At 46.4% G+C, this 14,692-nt stretch carries 14 protein-coding genes; 13 read left to right on the forward strand and 1 reads right to left on the reverse strand.

Going from position 1 to position 14,692, the window contains the following annotated elements:
* The 13 genes from Q0101_RS02115 to purH form a co-directional block, all read left to right on the forward strand.
* On the forward strand, positions 1 to 1,236 hold a 1,236-nt coding region (locus Q0101_RS02115; protein ID WP_297941839.1), incomplete at its 5' end, for an O-antigen ligase family protein.
* Between the two features lie 2 nt (positions 1,237 to 1,238).
* Positions 1,239 to 2,582 (forward strand): glycosyltransferase, encoded by a 1,344-nt coding sequence (locus tag Q0101_RS02120; protein ID WP_297941842.1) that lies wholly within the window; start codon positions 1,239 to 1,241, stop codon positions 2,580 to 2,582.
* On the forward strand, positions 2,579 to 3,577 hold the full coding sequence (locus tag Q0101_RS02125; RefSeq protein WP_297941844.1) for a glycosyltransferase: 999 nt from the start codon (positions 2,579 to 2,581) through the stop codon (positions 3,575 to 3,577). Before Q0101_RS02120 ends, Q0101_RS02125 begins: the two co-directional genes overlap by 4 nt.
* Positions 3,574 to 4,365: a polysaccharide deacetylase family protein gene (locus Q0101_RS02130; RefSeq protein WP_297941846.1), complete on the forward strand. Its 792-nt coding sequence runs from the start codon at positions 3,574 to 3,576 to the stop codon at positions 4,363 to 4,365. Before Q0101_RS02125 ends, Q0101_RS02130 begins: the two co-directional genes overlap by 4 nt.
* On the forward strand, positions 4,362 to 5,117 hold the full coding sequence (locus Q0101_RS02135; protein ID WP_297941848.1) for a glycosyltransferase family 2 protein: 756 nt from the start codon (positions 4,362 to 4,364) through the stop codon (positions 5,115 to 5,117). The genes Q0101_RS02130 and Q0101_RS02135 overlap by 4 nt, the downstream gene beginning before the upstream one ends.
* Before the next feature lie 63 nt (positions 5,118 to 5,180).
* A complete protein-coding gene (purL, locus tag Q0101_RS02140) occupies positions 5,181 to 7,376 on the forward strand; it encodes a phosphoribosylformylglycinamidine synthase subunit PurL (RefSeq protein WP_297941850.1) in 2,196 nt (731 codons plus the stop codon).
* Positions 7,377 to 7,379: 3 nt separating this feature from the next.
* Positions 7,380 to 8,360 carry a molecular chaperone DjiA gene (locus Q0101_RS02145; protein ID WP_297941852.1) on the forward strand — a complete coding sequence of 327 codons (981 nt, stop codon included), beginning with the start codon at positions 7,380 to 7,382 and terminating at the stop codon, positions 8,358 to 8,360.
* 106 nt (positions 8,361 to 8,466) lie between these two features.
* Positions 8,467 to 9,096: a hypothetical protein gene (locus Q0101_RS02150; RefSeq protein ID WP_297941855.1), complete on the forward strand. Its 630-nt coding sequence runs from the start codon at positions 8,467 to 8,469 to the stop codon at positions 9,094 to 9,096.
* A gap of 28 nt (positions 9,097 to 9,124) precedes the next feature.
* A complete protein-coding gene (locus Q0101_RS02155; protein ID WP_297941857.1) occupies positions 9,125 to 9,742 on the forward strand; it encodes a hypothetical protein in 618 nt (205 codons plus the stop codon).
* 14 nt (positions 9,743 to 9,756) lie between these two features.
* Positions 9,757 to 10,380: a hypothetical protein gene (locus Q0101_RS02160; RefSeq protein WP_297941859.1), complete on the forward strand. Its 624-nt coding sequence runs from the start codon at positions 9,757 to 9,759 to the stop codon at positions 10,378 to 10,380.
* Positions 10,381 to 10,407: 27 nt separating this feature from the next.
* Complete coding sequence (locus tag Q0101_RS02165) at positions 10,408 to 11,439, forward strand: hypothetical protein (RefSeq protein WP_297894394.1); 1,032 nt, start codon at positions 10,408 to 10,410, stop codon at positions 11,437 to 11,439.
* A 492-nt stretch (positions 11,440 to 11,931) separates the two neighbouring features.
* Entirely contained in the window at positions 11,932 to 12,522 is a 591-nt protein-coding gene (locus Q0101_RS02170; RefSeq protein ID WP_297941863.1) for a hypothetical protein, read from the forward strand.
* A 16-nt stretch (positions 12,523 to 12,538) separates the two neighbouring features.
* Positions 12,539 to 14,077 carry a bifunctional phosphoribosylaminoimidazolecarboxamide formyltransferase/IMP cyclohydrolase gene (gene purH, locus Q0101_RS02175; RefSeq protein ID WP_297941865.1) on the forward strand — a complete coding sequence of 513 codons (1,539 nt, stop codon included), beginning with the start codon at positions 12,539 to 12,541 and terminating at the stop codon, positions 14,075 to 14,077.
* Between the two features lie 3 nt (positions 14,078 to 14,080).
* Here the strand turns inward: purH and Q0101_RS02180 are convergent, their stop codons facing one another.
* The gene (locus Q0101_RS02180; RefSeq protein ID WP_297941868.1) at positions 14,081 to 14,302 is read right to left on the reverse strand and encodes a hypothetical protein; all 222 of its coding nucleotides are present in this window, start codon (positions 14,300 to 14,302) and stop codon (positions 14,081 to 14,083) included.
* Positions 14,303 to 14,692: the final 390 nt, after the last annotated feature.

Raw genomic sequence — 14,692 nt, forward strand, 5'->3', positions numbered from 1 at the left:
TTAAAAATTAGGAGGGTTATACCAGTTATGAAATTAAATAATTTTAGAATTAAATCGGTCAATTTAAAATATGATGTTATCACGATATCCATAAAATTCTTTATGGCAATGTTATTGATTTCTATACCTTTTAAAAATGCTTTCTACCAAGTGTCATGGGTAGGTTTAGATGTAATATTTTTATGTCATATTATATATAAAAAGAATTTTAATATAATATCTGATTTATTAAAGGATATTAATATTTTGCTGATTTCGTTTATAGGCATAGTTGTAGCTCAATTCATATCTAATTTTATTAATCCGGAATACTTAAATAGTAGAAGTTGGGAGACATCAATTTTGTTTACGTTCCGATACGGTATTTTATTTTTAGCTCTTTATTACTTTTATGTTATTAAAGCATTTAATATTACCGAGTTTATAATTTTTATAGTCATCTCGTTTGCTCTGCTTATTGTTACCGGAATTTGTAACGCCACAGATAGTAATAATGCGTTTTTAGATAAAGTACAAGGTGGTTTTACAGGGGGCTTTATAAGTCGTAATGTCTATGGAATGTTTATGGGATTTGCTTTTATTTTTTCATTTATTTTTATAGAAAAGCCTATTGCTAAATTGGTGTTTTGCGCAATTTTATCTATTTTTACTATATTTACGTTTTCTCGTTCCTCATGGGTAGCTGCTTTTTTTGCTACTTTATTCTATTGCATTGTGAATTTTAAGCGAAATAAAAATTTAATATTAATATTTGTCACACTAGCATTTCTTGTATTGGTTGTATTACTAAATATAGAAAGCCTATCAGAAAGGTTCGGTGATCTAATCCAAGGAAATTCATCGGGAAGATATGCTATCTGGAAATATAGCATTGATATGATAATGCAAAAACCTATATTTGGTTGGGGGATAGATGTATTTTTAAATCTTCCGGAAAGAGCTATTCGCATAGATCCAAGCTATAGCATGGCTCATAATATGATTTTAGAGATTATACTTTATACCGGATTTTTTGGTGCGATATTTTATTTTTTAGGCATAGTTTATAATATTTATAGTTCGTTTTGCTATAAAGAATTCAAAATTTCTACTATTTTTATATATTTTTTAGTAATTTTTCAATTTGATCATTCTCCATTTGTAAATAAACCTATTTTGAGCTATATAGCAGTTTTTTCTGCCCTGCTGTATGCAAGCCGAATAAATAACAATAGCAATAGTATGAGAAATAAATAGCCGTGTCAAAAGAGAGAAATAAAAGTCTAAAGATCGTGCATTGCGGCATTTTCAACGAATACGACGACGGCAGTTTTTTCTACGGCATGGAGCGCAAAATCAGCCACGGGCTCATCCGCGGCGGGCACTTCGTCTATGATTTTAGCTACCGCGATTGGGAGCGAAGCTTGCGCTTTTGCGGGCTGAAAAACAGCGGGTTAGCTAAAATGAACGCCAAACTCGTGCGTATCTGTGAAAACATCGGCGCCGATCTGCTTCTAATCGGCAAGGGCGAAAAGATCGGTCTTAGCACGCTGCAGGCGATAAAATCGGCGCTTCCTAAGATTAAAATCGCGATCTGGTACGTCGATCATCTGCAAGAAAAACGGGAATTTTTCGAAAAGCTAAGCTTCATCGACGTGTTTTTTTGGGCGAATGCGCTGAAGCTGCGCGATCTTTCTGCAAGATACGGCGCAAAATTCGCCTTTTTCCCAAACATCTCCGACGCGGCGTTTGATAGACGCCTAGACGCTGCTAAAACGACCGACGTGATCTACATAGCGCGCGATTATCAAGAGGACGTGAGGTATAAATTTGCGCTTTTGTTGCGCGATTTTTGCGAAAAAGAAGGGCTTAGGCTTAAAATTTTTGCGAGCCTCGGCGCGCCTGCCGTATTCGGCGATAAATTTCATCGCGAGATCGCGGCTGCGAAGATTGCGATAAATTTTAATCGCGACGACGAGCTTGAGTGCGCGCGCGCTCATAAATTGCTCGGTGCGAGCGACCGCATGGCGCAGTTTTTAGGATGCGGGGTCTGCACTTTTAGCCCAAAGATTGCGGGGTTTGAGCGGCTTTACGAGGATGGCTCGGAGATAGTTTATTTTGATGATCCTGCGGATTGCTTTTCAAAGATCAAACACCTTCTTGCTAGCGGAGAATACGCGCGTATCGCGCAGCGCGGCAGAGCTAAGACGCTAAAGATCGCAAACGCTGCCCGAGTGGCAAAATTTATGCTTGAGACGATCTTTGAAGAGAGCTTCGGCACGGATTTAAAAAATGCGGATAGCGACGACTGCAGTAAAGTTGGTGGCGAGCTTGGAGAGAGATATGATAGCCGTAGCGAAGGCGGAAAAATTTACGGTAAAAAGGGCGATGAAAAACTAAAATTTAATGACGAGGCTCACGCAGTAGGTTGCGAAGACAATGGTAAGGACGATAAAATTGGTGCCAAAATTTGCGATGAAATTTACGGAGACGGCAAATATCGCAACGGCCGTGGCGAAAAGGATAAAAGCGATCGGAGCGATTTTTACAGCGAGCCTTACGAATGGCGCGAGTTTATTTATAAGAAAGGGCGAGCGATATGAAAATTCTACATACGCTACAATGGAAGCAGTTCGCTGGAACAGAGAAAGTCTGCGTCGATCTGTGTAATGAAATGGCAAAAACTAATGAGGTATTTTTGCTAAGCGACGAAAAGATTGCACCATATTTGAGTGAACGCGTAAATTTAATCAAATTTAATTTCGGGCATAATAGATATAATCCATTATTTTTACTACAGACAGCACAGCTTTTAATTAAAATTTCACCAGACATAATTCATTGTCACAATACAAAAGAAATTGAAATAATGTATCGCGCACGGAATTTAGCACGATTTTTAGGCTCTAGGAGAATCGGAGTGGTGGCTACGAAGCATACTTTGCAGGTGAAGAAAAATTATAAACTAGCTGATCTATGCGTGGCGGTGTTAGAGGATACGAAAGAAATTTTGCCTACAAACTCCATAATCATCAAAAATGCGATGGCATATAAAAAACCAAAGGAGGGAGAATATAGAAGTAATAAATTTAGTATCATTTCAGCCGCCAGGTTATCTGCGCCCAAGGGTATGGATATAATAATAAAGGCTTTGGCGGATGTAAATTTTGACTTTGAATGCACAATATTCGGTAGTGGTGAAGAAGAGGAGAATTTAAAGGATTTAATAAAAGAATTAGGCTTGGAAGAAAAGATAAATATTGCAGGCTTTACGGATCATTTGCAAGATTATTTAAGTGCTTGTAATCTACAAATCATTGCGTCTGCATTTGAGGCTTATGGGTTAACGGCAATCGATGGCGTATATTATTCGCCGCTTTTAATCTCTACTGCAGTGGGTATTTGCACCGAAATTTTACCCAAAGAGCTGCTGTTTGAAAGAGATATTTTGTCACTACGGCGTAAACTAAACGAAGTATATGAGAATTATGAAGAATTTAAGGCGATTTTTTCTAAAGTAAAGGAAAAATGCAAAGGAGAATTCGATATGTCTAACGTTGTAAATCAATACATCAAAGCTTACAAGAGCTTGCTATGACCTATTTTGTGGCTTTTCTGATCTTTGCCACCGCAGCGGGCGTTTCGCTGCGGTATAACTGGTGGCGGATCCCGCAGGGCTGGCATAAGGCGCGGGTGCTGATGTATCATAGCGTAGAGGAGCACAAGGGCGATAAATTCGACAAGTGGCGGCTGAAGCCTGCGGATTTTGAAAGGCAGATCGCGTGGCTTGCGAAAAACGGCTTTAAAAGCTTTAAGCTTAGCGAGTTAATTGCGTTAGAGCGGCTGCCTAAAAAGGCTGTTTGCATCACATTCGACGACGGATTTGAAAATAATTTTACTAGCGCCTTTGAAATTTTGAAAAAATACGATTTTAAAGCGAGTATATTTTTGGTGCCGGATGCCGTGCAAAACGACTGGGAGCGTGTCAACACTGCTCATCTTGCGCGGATGCTAAGCGAGGAGCAAATTTTAAAAATGCAAGCAAGCGGGCTGGTGGAGTTCGGCGCGCATACGATGCACCACGTAAATTTAGACCTTACCTACGCGAGCGATCCGCAGCTCGCCGCAGATGAGATCATCGCGTCCAAGGCTCGCGTAGCACGTATTTGCGGGCGGCCGTGCGAGGTGTTTGCCTACCCGTACGGTAAATTTAACGACGAAATTTTAAATATCGCCAGATCAAATTTTAAAGGCGCGGTGGTCGTCAAGCGCGGACTTTACGAGGCGGGCGACGACAAATACGCCGTAAAACGTATCGGTATTTTGGGCACGGAGGGGTTTTTTGATTTTTGGTTGAAATTTACGAGGATAAGGAACAAACTATGATTAAAGCATCTGTTTATGCGATAGTGATGAATGAGGAGCGCCACATCGAGCGTATGCTGCGTAGCGTGGCGGATTTTGCCGAGATCATAATCGTCGATAGCGGCAGCACCGATGCCACGCTGCAGATCGCGCGTAAATTTACCGATAAAATTTACCACCACGATTGGCAGGGCGAGGGGGTGCAGAAAAACTATGCGTTTTCGCTATGTAGCAACGAATGGGTGCTAAATCTCGACGGCGACGAGGAGGTAAGCCCTGAGCTAAAAGGCGAGATAGAGGAGTTTATGAGCCAGAGCGATTACTCGGCGCTGGATATTAAATTTCATGAATACTCGCTCGGGCGCAGATGCTCTGATCTCGTGCGCAAAAACACCCACATCCGCTTCTTTCGCAAGGAGTGCGGTGAGTATAAAAATATGGGGGTGCACGCGCAAATTTCGATCATAAAAGGCGCGGTGAAAAAGAGCAAATTCTGTATCAACCACTTTAGCGAAAAGCTGATCGCAGAGCTTGTTATGAAAAACAACAACTACTCCACGCTGCGCGCGCAGGGTGATTTTGAGAAGGGAAGAAAGCCGAGCCTTGCGAAGCTTTTGCTGATCTATCCGTTTGCGTTTTTTAAATCGTACATTTTGCGCAGATCGCTTTTTGACGGGCGTAAGGGATTTATCACGGCAAATATTAACGCATTTTACGCGTTTTTAAAAGAGGCGAAACTTTACGAGAAGTATCTTAAAAAGGGCGAAGATTAATCGAAATGATAGAAAATTTTAGTTATTATTGCGACTTAAATTTAACAGCGAAAAGGGCGAAAAATGGACAAAAAAGTAGTAGCGGCACATAAAATTTCAGACGAAGAATATGAAAAAATTTTAAAAATTTTAGGTCGCGAGCCGAATCTGCTCGAGCTTGGGATTTTTAGCGCGATGTGGAGCGAGCACTGTAGCTACAAATCGAGCAAAAAATACTTAAGCGGCTTTCCGACCAAGGCGCCTTGGGTCATCCAAGGCCCTGGCGAAAACGCAGGCGTCATCGACATCGGCGGCGGCATGGCTGCGGTTTTTAAGATGGAAAGCCACAACCACCCTAGCTTCATCGAGCCGTTTCAGGGGGCTGCGACCGGCGTGGGCGGGATACTGCGCGATATCTTTACGATGGGCGCACGCGTCGAAGCCAATATGAACTCGCTTCGCTTCGGCGAGGTGCGAGGAAGAAGCGAAAATGCCAGGAAGCAGCGCTATCTGCTAAAAGGAGCGGTTGCCGGCATCGCTCACTACGGCAACTGCATGGGCATTCCTACGATAGGCGGTGAGACGACGTTCGACGCTAGCTTTGACGGCAACATTTTAGTTAATGCCTTTGCTCTTGGTATCGTTAAAAAGGATGAAATTTTCTACGGCAGGGCCGAAGGCGTGGGCAATAGCGTGATCTACGTGGGCTCTAAGACCGGTCGCGACGGGCTCGGAGGAGCCGTGATGGCGAGCGATAGCTTTAACGACGCGAACAAATCTCTGCGCCCGACGGTGCAGGTGGGCGATCCGTTTGCCGAAAAGCTGCTGATGGAGGCGTGCTTGGAGCTGTTTAAAACCGACTACGTCGTGGGTATCCAGGATATGGGCGCTGCGGGACTTACTTCAAGCAGCTTTGAGATGGCGGGGCGTAGCGGCAGCGGCATGAGGTTAAATTTAGATAAGGTGCCGATGCGCGAAGAGGGGATGAGCCCGTATGAGCTGATGCTAAGCGAGAGCCAAGAGCGTATGCTGATCTGCGCCAAAAAGGGTTGCGAGGAGAAAATCAAAGAAATTTTTGCCAAATGGGATCTGGATGCCGCCGTAATCGGCGAGGTGACGGATAGCGGCAAGATGGAGCTTTTCTGGCACGGCGAGCTGGCAGGCGTTATTCCGATCGAGCCGCTTAGCGAGGCTGCGCCCGTGCTGGATCGCCCTATAAAAGAGCCTGCATATATGGCGCAGATCGCGGGGCAAAATTTATGCGGCTGCGGCGCAAGCGAGCGCGAGCTGGACGCGGCGTTTGATAAAATTTTTGAGGACCCCGAAGTGCTGAATAAATCCTACATCTACGATCAATACGACGCCAACGTAGGGCTAAACTCCGCCAAGCGCCCCGGTATGCTGGGCGCTGCGGTGATGCGAGTTAAGCAAAACGGCGTAAAGCTCGCGATGGCTGCGGACTGCAACACGCGGATGAATTACGTCCATCCTCGCATAGGCGCGGCGCTTGCGGTAGCGTCGGCGGGACGAAAGGTCGCTATGAGCGGCGCAACGCCTCTAGCCATCACCGATTGCCTAAACTACGGTAATCCGCAAAATCCAGAGGTTATGTGGCAGTTCGCGCAGGGCTGCGAGGGGATCAAGCAGGCTTGCGCCGCGCTAAATACCCCGGTCATCAGCGGCAACGTAAGCCTTTATAACGAAACGGGCGGCGTTAGCATTCAGCCCACTCCCGCGATCGTGTGCGTGGGCACAAACGAGGGCGAGATCATCCCTAGCGATTTTTGCGCTAGCGGCGTGAGCGTCTATCTGGCGGGCGATACGAAGGGCGTTTTTGCGGGCTCGCTTTATATGAAAGCAGTGGAAAATCGCGTCGCAGGCAGCCTGCCGGAGCTAAATTTAAAAGCAGAGCGCGCTTTGTGGGACTTCGCGATCGAAGCTGGCAGGAGCGGAGTTTTGGAATTTGCAAACTCCGTAGGAATCGGCGGCGTGGCGATCACGCTTGCTAAGATGGCGTGCGTAGGCGGCGTAGGCGGCGAGTTTGAGATGAGATGTGACGATAGCAGAGATATTTTCGATGAGAGCTTTTCGCGCGCGATTTTCGGCGTGCGCGACGAGGCAAAATTTAAAGAGCTGGCCGCAAAATACGGGCTAAACTTGATGCGTCTAGGCATCAGCGGCGGCGAAGCGTTTCGTATAAATTCCGTCCGTAAAAATCTAAAGGCGTTAAAAGAAATTTACTTCGGCGAGTTCGCCAAGATCATAAAGAGCGAAGATTAGCGCGTGCTTAGCGTCATATTTCTTTTAATCGCGCTGTATATTTTCGCGCAGATCGGTGGGGCTCTCGGCAACTCGGGCTATCGCGGCAAGGCGCGAATGCAGCTAGCAGAGGCTAAAATTTTAGTAGCGCTTCTAGCCAAGGTCGCCAAAAGCGACGGGCACGTAAGCGAGTCCGAAGCCGCGATGATAAGCGAAATTTTAGACGATTTGGTGCGCCAAATGGGCGCCGGCGAACGCGAACGCGAGGCGCTGAAGCTCGTTTATAAGCTCGAGAAAGAAAGCCTCGCAAACGTGCGCGAGCTCGCCGAAAAATATAACCAAACCTACCGCCCGAGTCCGAGTCGCAAAACGGGGCTAATCTATTTCTTTTTAAATTTAGCCTACGTCGATCGCGGTTTTAGCGCGGCAGAGCGGCGCACGATCTCGCAGATTTGCGACGGATTGGGCATTGCGGAGCATATCCAAAGCCAGATATTCGCGACCTTTGAGCGCAGTTTTTACGGAACCTATTACGAAAACGGCGGCACGCAAAGCGATACGGCTTACGACGAATACGACGGCTATAGCACAAGAAGCGGTGGGTATTGGGACAAATACGGCGGCAGAAGCACGGGCGGCTACGGAAGCAGTAGTTACGGCGGCGGCACCGGCTACGACTATGGCGGCACGACGGGTTCGGGCTATGGAGGCTCGCAAAGTTCGAGCGGTTACGGCGGGTATTCGAGTGGATATGGCGGCGGTTATTCGAGCGGCTCGCAAAGCTCCGCCAAAAGCAAAAGAGATCCGTATGAAATTTTGGGGCTCTCCAAGGACGCTACGTTTAACGAGATCAAGAAAAAATATCGCGAGCTCGTGAAAAAATACCACCCCGACATCCTGATGGGCAAGGGCGCGGACGAGGAGATCATCCAGGAGGGCACGAAGAAGCTTCAGGAGATCAACGAGGCGTATAAAATTTTAAAGGAGCGCTTCGGCGAGAAGTAGGGCGAAATTTTAAAATTTGAGGGCGCAAAACGCCTTGAAATTTTAATGTAGGGCTTGCGATACGGCGGCAAGGTGCGGCGAAAGATTAGAATTTAAGGAGTAATAAATGAAAAATTTTATAATTTTTGCCGTTTTGGCGGCACTACTTGGAGGATGCGCGAGCAAAAAAGATCAAAGCAAGATTGCCCGATCGGAAGATAGCGTATTGCTAAGTTATGACAGAAATATTTCTACTGAGTACCGAGCTCATAACGGAAAGCTTTATAAAAACGGTAAAGTGTTAGGCAAATATCTTACGGCGCCGGGACTTGGTATGCACATTTATACGGATGAAATGGAAAATGGTTATATAGATCCCGGTGTGATAAAGGAACATAATTCTAAAAAAATTACGGAGATAATATTCGTTCCGAATGAATTTCTTAAAGTAATCTCTTATAGCCATAATGACGGCGTTTGCAAGGCATTATCCAGCGGAAAATATGTACATATAGAGGAGCGTGTTACTATATACGGACGAGGCGAGCCGATTTTTGCGTATAGTTATGATGTTTTGATGTCAAGAAAAGGAATGGGTAAAATTTCATCCAGGTTTGATTTCGCTCATGAAAAATTATATTATGCAGATGAAAAACTTTTAAAAAAGCTAAATTCTGTAGTAGCGGATACCGTGCAAACATCCGTCGTACTTAGCGGCGCTACGCTTCTTGGTCTGCTTTGCAGAGAAAAGTCGTAAAAGGTTGAATTAAATTAAGGAGCAATAAATGAAAAATTTTATAATTTTTGCCGTTTTGGCGGCACTACTTGGAGGATGTGCGGTATCACGCCCGGCCAAGAGCGATAAGGAGTTTAAATTTTACGATGGTAATAAAACCATGATTTATAAATTTGTCGGTGAGGATCTGTATGAAAACGGCAGAAATTTAGGCGCGTATTCGATATATAGAAATAACATAAGAACGATTGCCGTCGATGGGGCGGGTAGGTCTTACGGCAATAACTACAGATCCGCTCTAAATGCTAAACGGATGAAATTTTATCATTTTGACGATGGGGGCGCAATGATATTTAGCGTTTGGCACAAGGATGGGATTTGCAGCGTCTATAACGCAGGCCGATACGTGAATTTTGACTTTATTTCAAATACTTTTAAAGATGGCGATTGGCTTTACGCGGATGGTAAAATCTCAAAAAGCGACGACGAGGGCATCATACAAAATGGAGCTTCAAAGGAATTAGGTGTATATAAAACTTCGGATATAAGCAAATTAATCCAAGATAAGAAAATGGATCGTGCCGTGAAAATTAGCGTCACGAGCGTATATCTTCGCGGATATGCAAAGGCTATGAAGACTAGAAAATTAGATGATTTTTGCAGATAAACTTCGGGGGAGTTATGGACAAAATCAAAATTTTAGCGCTGTTTGCGGCGGTCATGCTGCTTGCGGGTTGTATGAAGGTAAAGTATTCGCAAGCCGAGCTGCATCCGGAAAATTCCGTGATGATGAGCTACGACGGGCAGACCGTTACCGAGTATAAAATTTCAGGCGGCGTGCTTTTAAAAGATGACGCAATCTTAGGAAGATATGAAGAGGAGGGCTCCAATCTCTATCTATTTACGGACGAAAGAGGGATGAATGTGGCTGGGGATCAAATTTTGCAAAGAGCTCTAAATAAATTTACGATCTACGTTTTTACGCCCAATAAAGAGCTGCGAATCGCCGAGTATTCCGCGAGTGGCGGCGTTTGCAAGGCCTTTGCGGAGGGTAAATTCGTAAGCCTGACAGAGCACTTTAGCGGCTACGCTTCCTCCGCGCCGCTTTATTCATACTCGTTTTCGGCTTCGGTGTCGCAAAACGCGAGCGCAAACGTGATCTCGCGCTATGAATACGTGGGCTCAAGACTAAAAAATAGTAGGGCATTCTTGCAAAGCCCGCATACGGCTCTAGGTAATACGGTGAAAGAGAGCATCGAGTGGCACCGGGACAAATTGCGCGATATTTGTAAGATAAAATTTTAAAAACCAAACCAACACGAAAGGAAAAACATGGGATTTTTATCCAAAGACGAAGAGCCGCAGAAGCAGGGCGCCAAAAAGGCGGCGAAGCAACCGCCTATTTTGATGAAGCAAACGCAAGAGGTGATCACCAATATCGAGAAATATCTGGGCGCGCCGCTGCTTACATATTTTAATTCGGGCGCTGGCAGCGTTTGCGGTAACGACGCGATCAGTATCAACGACCACCTCAAGGGCAAGCATTTCGAAAAGCTCTATCTTTACATCAAAAGCGACGGCGGCAGCGGCATTGCATCGCTTAAGATCGTCTCGATCCTGCGTAATCACTGCGATGAGCTGATCGCGCTTGTGCCGGCGAACTGTGCTTCGGCGGCTACGATGATGGCGCTTGGGGCGAATAAAATTTTAATGGGGCCGCTTGGGTATCTCACGTCGGTCGATACTTCACTACGCCACGAGCTTTCGCCGGTTACGAACACCAACGACCAAGCCAACGTTTCGATGGACGAGCTAAGTCGCGTAGTGAAGCTTTGGAAAAATAACGAGCGCCCGAACGACGAGAACCCGTACAAGGAGCTTTACAAATATATCCATCCGCTCGTTTTCGGCGCCGTCGATCGCGCAAGCAGCCTGTCGCTTAAAATTTGCCGCGAAATTCTGCGCTACCACTTCGAAGATGAGCAAAAGATCGCCTTTATCAGCGACAAGCTAAATAGCGGCTATCCGTCGCACGACTATCCGATCTTATTCAGAGAGGCTAACGAGCTTGGGCTTCAGGTCGAGAAGATGGATACGCGCCTAAGCGAGATGCTTCAAATTTTAAACGAGCTCTACGCCGAGATGGGGCAGCGCACCTTCACCGACTTCGATGAGAACAACTATCACGACAACAATATCGCCAATATCATCGAAATTTTGGGATGCCAGATCTACTATCAGATCGACAAGGATTGGTTTTATCGCGAGGAGGAGAAGCGCTGGATCGTGCTAAACGACGAGAGCTCGTGGCGCAAAAACGAACTCGACGGCAAAAATATCAAAAACAGCATCTACTATATTTAGTGCGGTTTTGGATTTCGCGTCGCTTTAAATTTGTGGCTTGTAAAATTTAAATCGGCGCGTAAAATTTAAACGAACAGCAGCAACAATCGGCGCTAATGGAGCTCGTGGGCGACGACGTAGCCGCGCTTATGGATGAGCTGGAAAATAGGATGTGCAAGTAAATTTAAAATTTTAAAAGTGGCAAAAGCAAGCGCCAATCTAGCTTGGCGATAAAAGCTGCGCCGCGAAATTTTAAATTTAGCCGGTTCACGCAGATCCTTGCGGCTAAATTTGCGCTGCGGTTTAAATTTGCGTTTTTGCGCGTGGCTTTTAAATTTAGTCTTTGTAAGCGGCGCAGAATTTTAAAATTTGCGTCCACGCGAGCAAGGCGGCGGCATTTGAGAAGCAAATTTAAAATTTGCGCGCGGTAAATGCGGTAAATTTAGTAAATTTCGCTTTGCCGATTCCGCGTCATAAATTCGGCAAAATTTTAAAATTTAAAGGATTTTTGCGATGAAATTTTTTATCTCGTCTCTGTTTTTGGCTCTGTCGCTGCTCGGCTGCGCAGGCAAAAACTCGCCCGAAACCGATAAAACCTACGTTTTTTCAAGCGAGCTTGGAGATACGAAATACGATTTTTACGGCGGCAATCTCTACGAAAATGGCGCCATTTTAGGCCCTTACGAAACGCGAGGCGATGCGAAGCTTGCGATTTTAGGCGGTAGCGGCGCAAATTTAGACAAAAACGCAAAGCTCATAAAACTATATTTTTTCGAGCGCAGATACGGCGCGATCTACGCCGTAAGCCACAAAAATGGGGTCTGCGCCGAGTACAATAAGGGAAATTTCGTAGATTTTCAAATTTTATTTAATATTTTTCAAAGCAAAGAGTGGTTTAATTATAGCGGTGGCATTTCCCCGGGCGGCGAGAAGCTAAAAGAGCTGGCTTCGGCGCGCATGGCGAAATTTAAAGGCGCAAAGCTCGGCGCGGCGGATGAAAAGACAAGGCGCGAGTATCAAAAGGCTCGCCGCGAGGCGATTTTGTATTTTCAGCTTAACGCAAACGACATGCGCGAGCTGATTTTTAAAAAATTATGCGAATAAATTAAAAGGAGAAAAGATGAGAGCATTAATCAGCGTCAGCGATAAGAGGGGCGTCGTAGAGTTTGCCAAAGGGCTTGAGCAGCTAGGATTTGAAATTTTAAGCACGGGCGGCACGTTTAAGCTTTTGCGCGAAAACGGCGTCGGCTCGCTCGAGGTTAGTGAATATACGGGCTCGCCCGAGATGTTTGAGGGGCGGGTTAAGACCCTGCATCCAAAGATCCACGGCGGAATTTTGTATAAGCGAAACGACGTAAATCACGTAAGCCAAGCCGCGCAGCACGACATCGGCGGCATCGATCTCGTCTGCGTAAATTTATATCCTTTTAAAGCGACCGTAGCCCGCACCGACGATTTTTCAGAGATTATCGAAAATATCGACATCGGCGGACCTGCGATGGTTCGAAGCGCGGCTAAAAATTTTGCTAACGTCTATGTCGTTACCAGCCCGCTTGATTACGACGCGGTTTTGCAAAATTTAAGCGGCGCGGACGAGAGCGAGAAGCTGAAATTTAGGCAAAATTTAATGATAAAAGCTTACGAACATACCGCAGCCTACGACGCGATGATCGCAAACTATATGAACGAGCGCTTTAACGGCAGCTTCGGCGCGAAAAAATTTATTACGGGCAGCAAGGTTTTTGATACTCGCTACGGCGAAAATCCGCACCAAAAGGGCGCGCTGTACGAGTTCGAGGATTTTTTTAGCAGCCATTTTAAGAGCCTAAAGGGCGAAGCAAGCTTTAACAATATGACCGATATGCACGGCGCGCTGATGCTAGCTAGCAGCTTCGGAGAGGCGCCTGCGGTAGCGATCTGCAAGCATGCCAATCCATGCGGCTTTGCCGTAAAGGGGAGCCTGCTTGAAAGCTACACCGAGGCGCTAAAATGCGACCCCGTCTCGGCATACGGCGGCGTCGTGGCGATAAACGGTATTTTGGACGAGGAGCTGGCGCATAAAATCAATGAAATTTTTGTCGAAGTTATCCTTGCCGCCCGCGTCACGCCCGCGGCGCTTGCGGTATTTGAAAAGAAAAAGCGTATTAAAATTTTCGAGCAGGGCGGGGAGTTTTTGATTCGCGAAAACGACAAGTATGATTTTAAATTTATTGACGGCGGCTTCGTATATCAGCAGCGCGACTACGTGGGCGCGGGCGAGGTCGCAAACGCCCGCTGCGTCACGGGGCGCGCGGCGAGCCAGAGCGAGCTTGATGATCTAAAAATTGCGTGGCAGATCGCCGCGCTTACGAAGAGCAACTGCGTGGTTTACGTCAAAAATCGCGCGATGGTCGCGATCGGCATGGGTATGACGAGCCGCGTGGACGCCGCACGTGCGGCAGTAGCGAAGGCTCGCGATGTGGGCGTCGATCTGCGCGGCTGCGCGCTTGCCAGCGAGGCGTTTTTCCCGTTTAAAGACAGCATCGAGATCGCCCATGCTGCGGGCGTCGCAGCGGTCGTGCAGCCAGGCGGCAGCATCCGCGACGATGAAGTGATCGCAAGCGCCGACGAGTTTGGCATGGCGATGTATTTTACGGGAGTGCGCCACTTTTTGCACTAAATTTCACTCGCCTGCGGTGGAGCGGATTTCGTTGCTCGCTGCGTAGCTTTTTATGCCGTTGTAAATCTTGAAAACTACGTCGGAGGGGCGGATCTCATTGCTCGCTTCGTAGCGGGCGCGGTGCGGATCGGGCTGTGCGGTGCTTTTTTGCGCAATCGTGCGGCAAGGGTTTGGCTGCGCGGCATACCGCTTCGTATCGGTGCGGCGCAGTTTAAATTTAATCACTCGCCGCCCCTGAATGGTCGCTAAAATTTTATCTAGCGGCGGCGCGTAAATTTTAAATTTAATCGGCAGGATGCTAGGTTTGCCGCTATGTCCGTGCAGTTTGATATAAATTTATCGGTTCAAATTTACGAGGGTCGCTCGGCTGTGTTTTGTTAGGAATTTTAAAATTTACGCAAGTTCACGGGCTTTGGTGCGCTCTAAATTTTAAAATTTACGTAGAATAGTGCAGCGTACGCGGCTTGGGCGCAGGCTTTATGACAGCGAGCGATTTCGGCGTAGCCTTAGCGCGGTTTTATTACAGCGCGCAACTTAACGTAAATTTTGCCGTAGCCTCAAAATTTTGAGGCAAATTTTACCGCGCTGCGCTCGCGCGTCTTTAAATTTCGCCGT

It is taken from the genome of uncultured Campylobacter sp. (genome assembly GCF_937921625.1).
Taxonomy (GTDB): Bacteria; Campylobacterota; Campylobacteria; order Campylobacterales; family Campylobacteraceae; genus Campylobacter_B.

Coding starts and splice junctions, on each gene's coding strand:
- purH (WP_297941865.1), top strand. CDS start 12,539: ATGAGAGCATTAATCAGCGTCAGCGATAAGAGGGGCGTCGTAGAGTTT.
- Q0101_RS02160 (WP_297941859.1), top strand. CDS start 9,757: ATGGACAAAATCAAAATTTTAGCGCTGTTTGCGGCGGTCATGCTGCTT.
- Q0101_RS02125 (WP_297941844.1), top strand. CDS start 2,579: ATGAAAATTCTACATACGCTACAATGGAAGCAGTTCGCTGGAACAGAG.
- Q0101_RS02170 (WP_297941863.1), top strand. CDS start 11,932: ATGAAATTTTTTATCTCGTCTCTGTTTTTGGCTCTGTCGCTGCTCGGC.
- Q0101_RS02165 (WP_297894394.1), top strand. CDS start 10,408: ATGGGATTTTTATCCAAAGACGAAGAGCCGCAGAAGCAGGGCGCCAAA.
- Q0101_RS02135 (WP_297941848.1), top strand. CDS start 4,362: ATGATTAAAGCATCTGTTTATGCGATAGTGATGAATGAGGAGCGCCAC.
- Q0101_RS02155 (WP_297941857.1), top strand. CDS start 9,125: ATGAAAAATTTTATAATTTTTGCCGTTTTGGCGGCACTACTTGGAGGA.
- Q0101_RS02130 (WP_297941846.1), top strand. CDS start 3,574: ATGACCTATTTTGTGGCTTTTCTGATCTTTGCCACCGCAGCGGGCGTT.
- purL (WP_297941850.1), top strand. CDS start 5,181: ATGGACAAAAAAGTAGTAGCGGCACATAAAATTTCAGACGAAGAATAT.
- Q0101_RS02150 (WP_297941855.1), top strand. CDS start 8,467: ATGAAAAATTTTATAATTTTTGCCGTTTTGGCGGCACTACTTGGAGGA.